This is a genomic window from Daejeonella sp. (assembly GCF_036405355.1).
Lineage (GTDB): Bacteria > Bacteroidota > Bacteroidia > Sphingobacteriales > Sphingobacteriaceae > Daejeonella.
This window is the reverse complement of record NZ_DASWXT010000110.1, coordinates 1-8,166: the sequence shown is the minus strand read 5'-3', so window position 1 is coordinate 8,166 and position 8,166 is coordinate 1. Positions and strand designations below refer to the sequence as shown.

At 37.5% G+C, this 8,166-nt stretch carries 11 protein-coding genes; 7 read left to right on the top strand and 4 right to left on the bottom strand.

The window, feature by feature from the left end:
• The 4 genes from VGE44_RS13625 to VGE44_RS13610 form a co-directional block, all read left to right on the top strand.
• The coding region (locus VGE44_RS13625; RefSeq protein WP_331080006.1) for a hypothetical protein at positions 1-396 on the top strand (396 nt) is incomplete at its 5' end.
• A 69-nt stretch (positions 397-465) separates the two neighbouring features.
• Entirely contained in the window at positions 466-1,158 is a 693-nt protein-coding gene (locus tag VGE44_RS13620; RefSeq protein ID WP_331080004.1) for an ATP-binding protein, read from the top strand.
• A 7-nt stretch (positions 1,159-1,165) separates the two neighbouring features.
• Positions 1,166-1,849: an NAD-dependent deacylase gene (locus VGE44_RS13615; RefSeq protein ID WP_331080002.1), complete on the top strand. Its 684-nt coding sequence runs from the start codon at positions 1,166-1,168 to the stop codon at positions 1,847-1,849.
• A 127-nt stretch (positions 1,850-1,976) separates the two neighbouring features.
• Positions 1,977-3,053: a carbon-nitrogen hydrolase family protein gene (locus VGE44_RS13610; RefSeq protein WP_331080008.1), complete on the top strand. Its 1,077-nt coding sequence runs from the start codon at positions 1,977-1,979 to the stop codon at positions 3,051-3,053.
• A 125-nt stretch (positions 3,054-3,178) separates the two neighbouring features.
• On the opposite strand, the gene VGE44_RS13605 is transcribed toward VGE44_RS13610, so the two are convergent.
• From VGE44_RS13605 to VGE44_RS13590, 4 genes are all read right to left on the bottom strand, one after another.
• Positions 3,179-3,709, bottom strand: a complete 531-nt coding sequence (locus VGE44_RS13605) for a DUF6580 family putative transport protein (RefSeq protein ID WP_331080000.1) — start codon at positions 3,707-3,709, stop codon at positions 3,179-3,181.
• A gap of 263 nt (positions 3,710-3,972) precedes the next feature.
• Positions 3,973-4,224 (bottom strand): hypothetical protein, encoded by a 252-nt coding sequence (locus VGE44_RS13600; protein ID WP_331079998.1) that lies wholly within the window; start codon positions 4,222-4,224, stop codon positions 3,973-3,975.
• 11 nt (positions 4,225-4,235) lie between these two features.
• Positions 4,236-4,943, bottom strand: a complete 708-nt coding sequence (locus VGE44_RS13595) for a DUF3291 domain-containing protein (RefSeq protein WP_331079995.1) — start codon at positions 4,941-4,943, stop codon at positions 4,236-4,238.
• Positions 4,944-5,064: 121 nt separating this feature from the next.
• Positions 5,065-5,523, bottom strand: a complete 459-nt coding sequence (locus VGE44_RS13590; RefSeq protein ID WP_331079993.1) for a hypothetical protein — start codon at positions 5,521-5,523, stop codon at positions 5,065-5,067.
• Between the two features lie 193 nt (positions 5,524-5,716).
• Here VGE44_RS13590 and VGE44_RS13585 point away from each other — a divergent pair, with 193 nt between their 5' ends.
• The 3 genes from VGE44_RS13585 to VGE44_RS13575 all read left to right on the top strand — a co-directional run bounded on the left by VGE44_RS13585 (position 5,717) and on the right by VGE44_RS13575 (position 8,106).
• A complete protein-coding gene (locus VGE44_RS13585) occupies positions 5,717-6,196 on the top strand; it encodes a GAF domain-containing protein (RefSeq protein WP_331079991.1) in 480 nt (159 codons plus the stop codon).
• A gap of 195 nt (positions 6,197-6,391) precedes the next feature.
• Positions 6,392-7,198, top strand: a complete 807-nt coding sequence (locus VGE44_RS13580) for a hypothetical protein (protein ID WP_331079989.1) — start codon at positions 6,392-6,394, stop codon at positions 7,196-7,198.
• A 5-nt stretch (positions 7,199-7,203) separates the two neighbouring features.
• The gene (locus tag VGE44_RS13575; RefSeq protein ID WP_331079987.1) at positions 7,204-8,106 is read left to right on the top strand and encodes a histone deacetylase; all 903 of its coding nucleotides are present in this window, start codon (positions 7,204-7,206) and stop codon (positions 8,104-8,106) included.
• Positions 8,107-8,166 lie beyond the last annotated feature (60 nt).

Here is an 8,166-nt window from a genome sequence, read left to right as displayed (position 1 = left end):
CCGACCGGTGTACTTAATCTGAATGCTTTTTACGCTTATGTTGATGGAGAAGTGACCACTCCGGCAGGTTCATCATTTAATCTTTTCAGAAGGCCAAAGAACTCTTTCGGACTGAATGCCGGTCTTGATTTAAGTAAATCCCTAAGCTTTAATCTGATTTATAAGTTTACAGGTGACCGTAGAGACAGATATTTTGATGGTAAGACTTTCAAAACGGTGGAAGCTGAACTTGGTTCATTTAATGTACTGGATGTTTATGCTCAATACAAAGTTTCTACCAGACTTAGCTTGTTTACAGATATTAAGAATGTCCTGGATGAGAATTATATCGAATTTGCAGGCTATCAAACCAAAGGGATTAATTTTAATGCTGGATTTAAGTTAGACATTAGATAAGTTGCAAAACCAAATAATAAATAGCGATGGATGTAAATTCATCGCTATTTTTGTTTTAAGCAGATTAACATGAAGAAGGCAGTTTTATTCTGGAGTGCAGGAAAGGATTCAGCAATAGCATTACATAGGCTTAAACAAAACCCTCAAGTCGAAATAATGGGGCTTGTTACGACTTTGAATAGTGATTTTAAGCGAATTTCTATGCATGGAATAGCTGAAAAAGTACTTGACAGACAAGCTGAACAACTGGGGTTTCCAGTCATTAAAATGTGGGTATCAAATCAGCCTGACAATTATTCCTATGAAGAAGTCTTTCTGAAAACCTGTTCACAATTAGTAGAAATGGGAGTTGATACGCTGGTGTTTGGAGATATTTTTCTCGAAGACCTCAGAATATACCGGGAGGATTTAGCAGCAAGAGCTGGGCTGAAAACATATTTTCCCTTATGGAAGAGTTCTTCAATAGAGCTTCAGAAAGAATTATCTGATGGACGTTTTGAGGCAATTACCTGTTGTGTTCAATCAGATAAATTAGGAAAGGATTGGCTTGGAAAACAATTAAATTCAGATTTCTTCAGGAAATTACCTCATGGTATAGATCCATTCGGAGAAAATGGTGAGTTCCATACTTTTTGTTATAATGGGCCGGTTTTTCGAAACCTCATCACTTATGAAACCGGCGAAGTGGTGTTTAAGCCTTTGCAAATTAAACAAACAGACAGGGCAGAGGAAGCTGGGTTTTTATACCTGGATATTATCTGATAAAATTATGAAAAAAGTTGTTGTAGTAACTGGCGCCGGAATATCTGCAGAAAGTGGCCTGAAGACGTTCAGAGATTCTGGCGGACTATGGGAAGGATATAATGTATATGATGTTGCAACTCCTGAAGCATGGAAGCGGGATCCGGATCTGGTTCAACACTTTTATAATGAGCGCCGTAAATCTGTTCTTGAGGCTGAACCCAATGCGGCACATTATGCTCTGGTAAAGCTGGAAGAAAAATATCAAGTGACAATCGTTACTCAGAATATTGATGACCTGCATGAACGTGCGGGATCTTTCAGAATTATTCATTTACATGGTCTGATCACAAAATCCCAGTCGGATAGGAACCCCAACCTGACCTATGATATCCCCGGATCGGAATTAAAGATGGGAGAACTGTGTGAATTAGGCTCTCAGCTGCGCCCGCATGTTGTTTGGTTTGGAGAAGCTGTTCCGATGATTGAAAATGCAGCTAAAGAATGCTATGAGGCTGATATATTCATTGTAATTGGTACTTCATTACAGGTTTACCCCGCAGCTGGCCTCATTGATCTGGTACCGGCGAAAGCGAAAAAAATACTGGTAGATCCCAGGGCAATGGAGATATCTGCAAAAAACATAGAAATGATTCCTGAAAATGCTGCTACTGCAGTTCCTGAACTGGTAGAACGCTTGTTAAATCAATAAGGGGTATTCTCTCTTGATTTAGTGTTGTTACTGGATGTACTTTTGATGTAGCTTAGAAAAACTATGCGGGAGATTAGCATTATATTTACTGAGGAGTGTGTTTGAACTTATTAACAATTATAGCCAAATGACAATGGAGCAAAACTCGAGAAGGAATTTTTTGAAAAAATCGGCATTAACTGCCGGTCTTACTACTATTGGTAATATAGGCTTAGCAGAGTCAATAAAAAGCGACCGTCCTTCAGATGATGCTTTAAACCCAGCCGGAAAACTTCCCCGTGAGGTTTGGATAGCAAGCTTTTCGCAGGAAAAACTATCTGCAGAAACACCTGATGATATGGTTAAAAGAGTAATTGAATCCCTCAAGGGAATCGAACCCTTTAGCCCTGATGTGGTCTGTCTGCCTGAATGTTTCTACATTGCAAATACTAAAATGGATGGGAAGTTTACAGTAGAACAAAGGCTGAGCAAATCAGAAGAGGTGTTAAATCAGTTTTCCGATTTTTCTAAAAAACACAATTGCTACACGATTTGTTCTGTTGATACTCCTGCAGGCCATGGAATGTTTTATATCTCATCTGTCGTAATTGACCGGCAGGGGAAACGTATCGGAGCATATCATAAAATTCATCCGACAGAAGGCGAAATAAAAAGTGGTGTTATGCCCGGACCTTTATTTCAGCCTGTTATTCAAACTGATTTTGGAAAAATAGGGGTTCAGATATGCTTTGATTCATTGTGGGATGATGGATGGGAGATGTACCGCAAGCAGGGAGCGGAGATCATTTTCTTCCCTTCTGCATTTTCAGCCGGACAAATGATTAATGCGCGTGCATGGAAGCATAAATGCGTGGTGGTTTCAAGCACCCGGAAAGGAACCAGTAAAATATGTGATATTACGGGTGAGGAAATTGCAAAGACAGGCTCATGGAATCCTCAACTTTGCTGGGCTCCAGTCAATCTGGAGAAGGTATTTTTGCATCTATGGCCATTCGTTCAACATTTCCCTGCTATTCAAAAAAAATACGGACGCAAGGTGGATATAAAGGTATTCCATGAAGAAGAGTGGGCTGTAATAGAAAGTTTGTCTCCTGATGTATTTATTAAGGATATTTTAAAGGAGTTTAATCTTAAAACTAACGAAGAGGTTATTATTGAAGGCGAAAAAGCACAATTAGAAGCCCGCAGAAAATATTCTTCCTAAATCCATACAAGAGATCGTAAAATGTAACTATAAATAAAAAACCCGGACCTAATAATTCAAGATTTCATACAGGAATCAGAATTAATATGTCCGGGTATTCTTTATATTATTACTAAAATTCCAATCTAAACTTTTGCCAGAACAGGGAATCTTTTTGATAAAAGGTAGAAGCTTCCAAATAATACTGCTGAAAACACCAAATTACCAATTAACATATTTCTGAAGAAAGGAAGACCTGCAGCATAAGAAGTCAGGATTCCTGAAATATTCCGCGGGTACATAGTAGCAGGGTATAAAAATGCAAAATTGGTTATCAGGAAGAAAACAGATGCACTGATAAATGATGCCAGAATTACATTAGTAGTATTCACTTTATTCCTGATCAGGAATCCACATCCAACCATTGCAACAAAGCCTGTATAGACAGCAAGACTAAATCCATTTCCGATGAAGATATCAGAAATAGCCATAGCAGCTATTGGTATAATGAATGCCATTCGTTTATCACTGAATTGAGCGCCACTAAATACTGCCAAAGCTCCAATGGCTGTAAAGTTCCAGATATGTGGAATTAAATAGGGAAGTGCCCTGGTCAGCGCAGCTGCAATGACAAGAAGTGTTAATACTATAAAACGGGTTGTGCTGATATGTTTCATGATTCAAAAATAGGAAAAAAAATCTTAGCTTTTAAAATGTATTGAAATATATAATAATGGCCAAACCTCCCATAAATTTGGCATTTATACACTGTAAAATAATATTTTGTTTAGTATTATAAATAACTGTAAATAAAGTAATTGAATTTATTTATATTAAGTAATATTTTATATTAGATGATATTTACTGGTTAAAAATACTCCTATTTGCCAAATATAATTCTGTTTTAATATTTAAACTGCTGTTTATCAGCTATTTATGCTTAAGTATTATCATATCTTTTGTAGGCCTGGTTAAAATCAAGTCTCATTTGATTAAAGCGTTCGGCCGCTGATTTGATGAATTCCGAATCAAGTAATTGAAAGACTCCGTTCACCCCTTCCGGAATGTCTAGTTCGGCAATTTTATATACCTGTTCAAATATTCCCTTCTCCAGTTTTATTATATACTTCTGATTCATGGAGAATATGGTGATCTTACAATCCGGATGTGGCAGTTCTGCTATTACTCTCATTGATTGGCTTTTTATAAATCTTGTTGAATTTCTTTGATCGGGTTGATTCCTTTGTTGGTACCTCTTGCTGATATTAAACGGAATCTGGCAAACAGTTCTTCACTATACCAATCCAGCTTTCTGGTTTTTCTTATTACTTCAGCATGTTCAGCAGAGCCGTATGCGAATGCTTTCATGCTTTCCATATCCCGCCAGATTGATAGGGTAGCCTGTCTGAAAAACGGCGCTTCACCAATTCCAACAGAGCTAATAAAGCCGGGAGCTTTAGTCATGATTTCTGCCACAGGTTCTACATTGGCCCAAAATTGGGTTAGTTTATTCAAACGAATCGTTGCTCTGGTTAAAACTGCAACCGGTCCATTATAATTTGTTTCATAAATTTCCATCTTAAAAGGATCTTTACCATCCCATTTACCATGACTTGCTAAAGGAATACTTAAAAGAGTCCATTTCTCTTTAGTGAACTTCTGCCACCACCAGGAAATGAATGAGCTTTCATTGAACTTCTTAAAGTCCTCCTCTGAATCCCAGACTGCTAAAAGTGCCCATTGCTGCCAGTCGGGTTTAAGGTCAAATGAGCCATTTTTACCACATCCCATCAATTTCCAGAAAGAACAGGCTTTGTTTAAAGAAAGCGGAATGCGGTGAATAGCCATAGCAAAGATTGCCAGTGGAATGAATAAGGGTCTGTATCGTACTATACTTATTGAAACTAACATAATTGACCTTAACGATTTCTTGCTCAGGTCTCAAAGGTAATTTATCAAAATGTATTCTTAAGGTCATAAAAAAGAAAAGTCTTCCCTGTTATAGGAAGACTTTGTCTTAAAATTAAGATTCTTAATCACGGTCATTGTTACCCTTGCCCCGGCCTTTTTGATTTCTTTGACTATCATAACTACCATTCTGGTTTCTGTCACCATAGCCCTCATCGTATCTGTCGCGCTCATAACGCTGGTCATAGTTGTTATTGTATTTTTTTCTTTGTCCCGGAGGCATCCCATGCGGATGTTGCTTTCTGTTCTGATTATTCTGGCCTGAATATACTCTGACACGCTCATTTCTGATTTCATAATGCCCAGTAACTCTCCGTCTTCCAATACCAAATATACCTGCAGTTTGATATTCAGGGATCCAAACCCGTCTCTCACGCATTTCATAATGGTATTCACCACGATCATCTCTGTAAACATTCTGGTCATTTTGACCCCAAACAGTTTGTCCCTGACGGTATTGGGCCTGCGTATCGGTAGTCCCCAATGCTGCAAAGAGGACTGCCAGGATAATTAATTTTTTCATAGCTGTTATTTTTAGATGAATTATGCCAGAGATATAAATATTAGTATATTATACTTTTTAATAATTAATTTTTAGTATTATATTTTGATTTTATCTGACATTTCAATACAAAGTTTGTTAATGAACATGAAGTTATGATGAAGATAAATTTTTATAATATTGCTGTCTTATAAATCAATTGTAATTTTGCAGCATGTCTGAAGATTTAAAAATTGTGAGGGGGAGTAAGGAGGAACAGTACCGTTCATTATTACCTCAGATTTCTGCTTTACTCGAAGGAGAGCATGATCAGATTGCCAATATGGCTAATATGTGTGCTGCCCTGAAAGAACAATTTAACTTCTTTTGGGTAGGTTTTTATATGGTAAAAGGTGATGAACTGGTTCTGGGTCCATTTCAGGGGCCGGTTGCATGTACCCGAATTAAGAAGGGAAAGGGAGTTTGTGGTTCCTCATGGGCAAAGAAACAAACCCTGATTGTTCCTGATGTTGAGGAATTTCCAGGACATATCGCATGTAGTGCTGCTTCGAGGTCCGAAATTGTAATACCAATAGTCAGAAATGAGAGGGTAATCGGTGTTTTAGATGTTGATAGTGCAGAATTAGATAGTTTTGATGAGACTGATGCATCCTATCTGACGCAGATTATTGGACTTATTGAATTTAATTCCTGAATAAAACTTATTAAATCAGGTCCTTTTTTGCTAGATTAAAAATTATTTTCTGAATAATACTTATTAATCTGAAATACCATGAAATCATCATGATTTTGCCAAATCCCGATGAGGTATTATTACCAAATCATGATATGCCCCCGGTCACGCCGTTCGGACGGGCTTCATCGCCATTAAAAAACAAAAAATAAACAGATGAAAACAAAGTTATTGGCAATACTGAATTTGATAACTCTTGGTTTTCAATTATTGATGTCATACCTGGTTCAGGTGAAATTACTTTCTACCCAGGATGTAGGTCAGGTTTCTGCAAAATATGATACCGTTTTCGCACCGGCAGGGATTACATTTGCTATTTGGGGACTTATTTATACCTCTCTTCTGGCGTTTTGTGTATTCCATCTCTATAAAGCATTTGCGAAAACCTCAAGCTGTCAAACCAATCAGGATACCCATAACATAGGATGGCTATTTTCCCTGAACAGCATTGCTACTGGACTTTGGTTAATTGCCTGGGTAAATGAACAACTATTTTTGTCTGTTATTTTGATTTTAATACAGCTGTTCACACTGATTAAAATCAGTATTAAAGCCCATATTTCGAACCCTGATCGATCAATTCAGACAAAGATCTTTACACAATTTCCTTTGAGTATTTATTTTGGATGGATATGTATTGCAAGTATTGCCAATATCAGTGCCTGGCTAATTTCAACAGGCTGGAATAGAATGGGAATTTCTGAAAGTTATTGGGTTATCATACTGATAGGCCTAGCTACTCTTCTTTCTTTGTTTATAATTTTGGTCAGGAGGAATGTGCCTTTCGGATTTGTTGTCCTTTGGGCCTTGTATGGGATTATTTTGAAACGGAAACAAGTAGATGCTCTACTGTATGAAGATGTGATTAATGCGGCATATGCAGCTTTTGTGATTATACTGCTTGCATTGCTTATGAGAATATTTAATAAAAAGAATAAGTCCAATACATTTGTTAATTATTAATTTCCTTGCTTTTTATTGCTTTTGATCCTATTTATGCTCATCCCTTGCCGGAAGGCCATCGCTTCCCAATGCTTAAATACGAACTTATTCCTGAACAGCTTCTGCATGAAGGCTTGATCAAAAGTGATTCGTTGTTTTCACCTGAGAAGCTGGATAAAGATATTATCTTGTTGACACATGAGCAGAATTACTGGGAAAGGCTCAGGGATTTGAAGCTGAGTGATGCTGAAGTCCGTCGTTCAGGATTTCCATTATCGGCGACATTAATTGACCGTGAGATCAGAATAGCTCGAGGTACCATTGATGCCAGTATTCATGCTTTGAAGCATGGGATAGCATTTAATGTCGCAGGAGGTACCCACCACGCAGGATCAAACTGGGCCGAAGGTTTTTGTCTTTTAAATGACCAGGCAATTGCCGCTAATTACTTATTGAGCAATTCTTTAGCAGATCGCATATTAATTATTGATTTAGATGTGCATCAGGGAAACGGTACTGCCGAAATATTTAGCAAAGAAGAAAGGGTTTTTACATTTTCGATGCATGCAGAAAAGAATTTTCCTTTCAGAAAAGAGCGATCTGATCTTGATATCGGATTGACAGATGGAACTACTGATTCACAATACCTTAAACTGCTTTCACAGAACCTGAAGTTTATTATAGAATCGTTTAAACCAGATTTTATTTTTTATCTGGCAGGGGTGGATGTTCTTGGAACGGATAAATTGGGTAAGCTCAATCTTTCCAAAGCCGGATGTAAACAAAGGGACGAACTGGTACTGCGTTATTGTCAGAATTTGGGACTGCCAGTACAGATAAGTATGGGAGGGGGCTATTCGCCTAAGATTTCAGATATCGTTGAAGCTCACTGCAATACCTTCCGGATTGCTCATGATCTATACTTCTAAATATATTATAATTATTATTTTACAAATCTATGATTACGTAAAATGCTGATTTTCAATAAA

Excerpts from the sequence above, each read along its gene's own strand:
- VGE44_RS13620 (WP_331080004.1), top strand. The coding sequence starts at position 466 with ATGAAGAAGGCAGTTTTATTCTGGAGTGCAGGAAAGGATTCAGCAATA.
- VGE44_RS13615 (WP_331080002.1), top strand. The coding sequence starts at position 1,166 with ATGAAAAAAGTTGTTGTAGTAACTGGCGCCGGAATATCTGCAGAAAGT.
- VGE44_RS13610 (WP_331080008.1), top strand. The coding sequence starts at position 1,977 with ATGACAATGGAGCAAAACTCGAGAAGGAATTTTTTGAAAAAATCGGCA.
- VGE44_RS13605 (WP_331080000.1), bottom strand. The coding sequence starts at position 3,709 with ATGAAACATATCAGCACAACCCGTTTTATAGTATTAACACTTCTTGTC.
- VGE44_RS13600 (WP_331079998.1), bottom strand. The coding sequence starts at position 4,224 with ATGAGAGTAATAGCAGAACTGCCACATCCGGATTGTAAGATCACCATA.
- VGE44_RS13595 (WP_331079995.1), bottom strand. The coding sequence starts at position 4,943 with ATGTTAGTTTCAATAAGTATAGTACGATACAGACCCTTATTCATTCCA.
- VGE44_RS13590 (WP_331079993.1), bottom strand. The coding sequence starts at position 5,523 with ATGAAAAAATTAATTATCCTGGCAGTCCTCTTTGCAGCATTGGGGACT.
- VGE44_RS13585 (WP_331079991.1), top strand. The coding sequence starts at position 5,717 with ATGTCTGAAGATTTAAAAATTGTGAGGGGGAGTAAGGAGGAACAGTAC.
- VGE44_RS13580 (WP_331079989.1), top strand. The coding sequence starts at position 6,392 with ATGAAAACAAAGTTATTGGCAATACTGAATTTGATAACTCTTGGTTTT.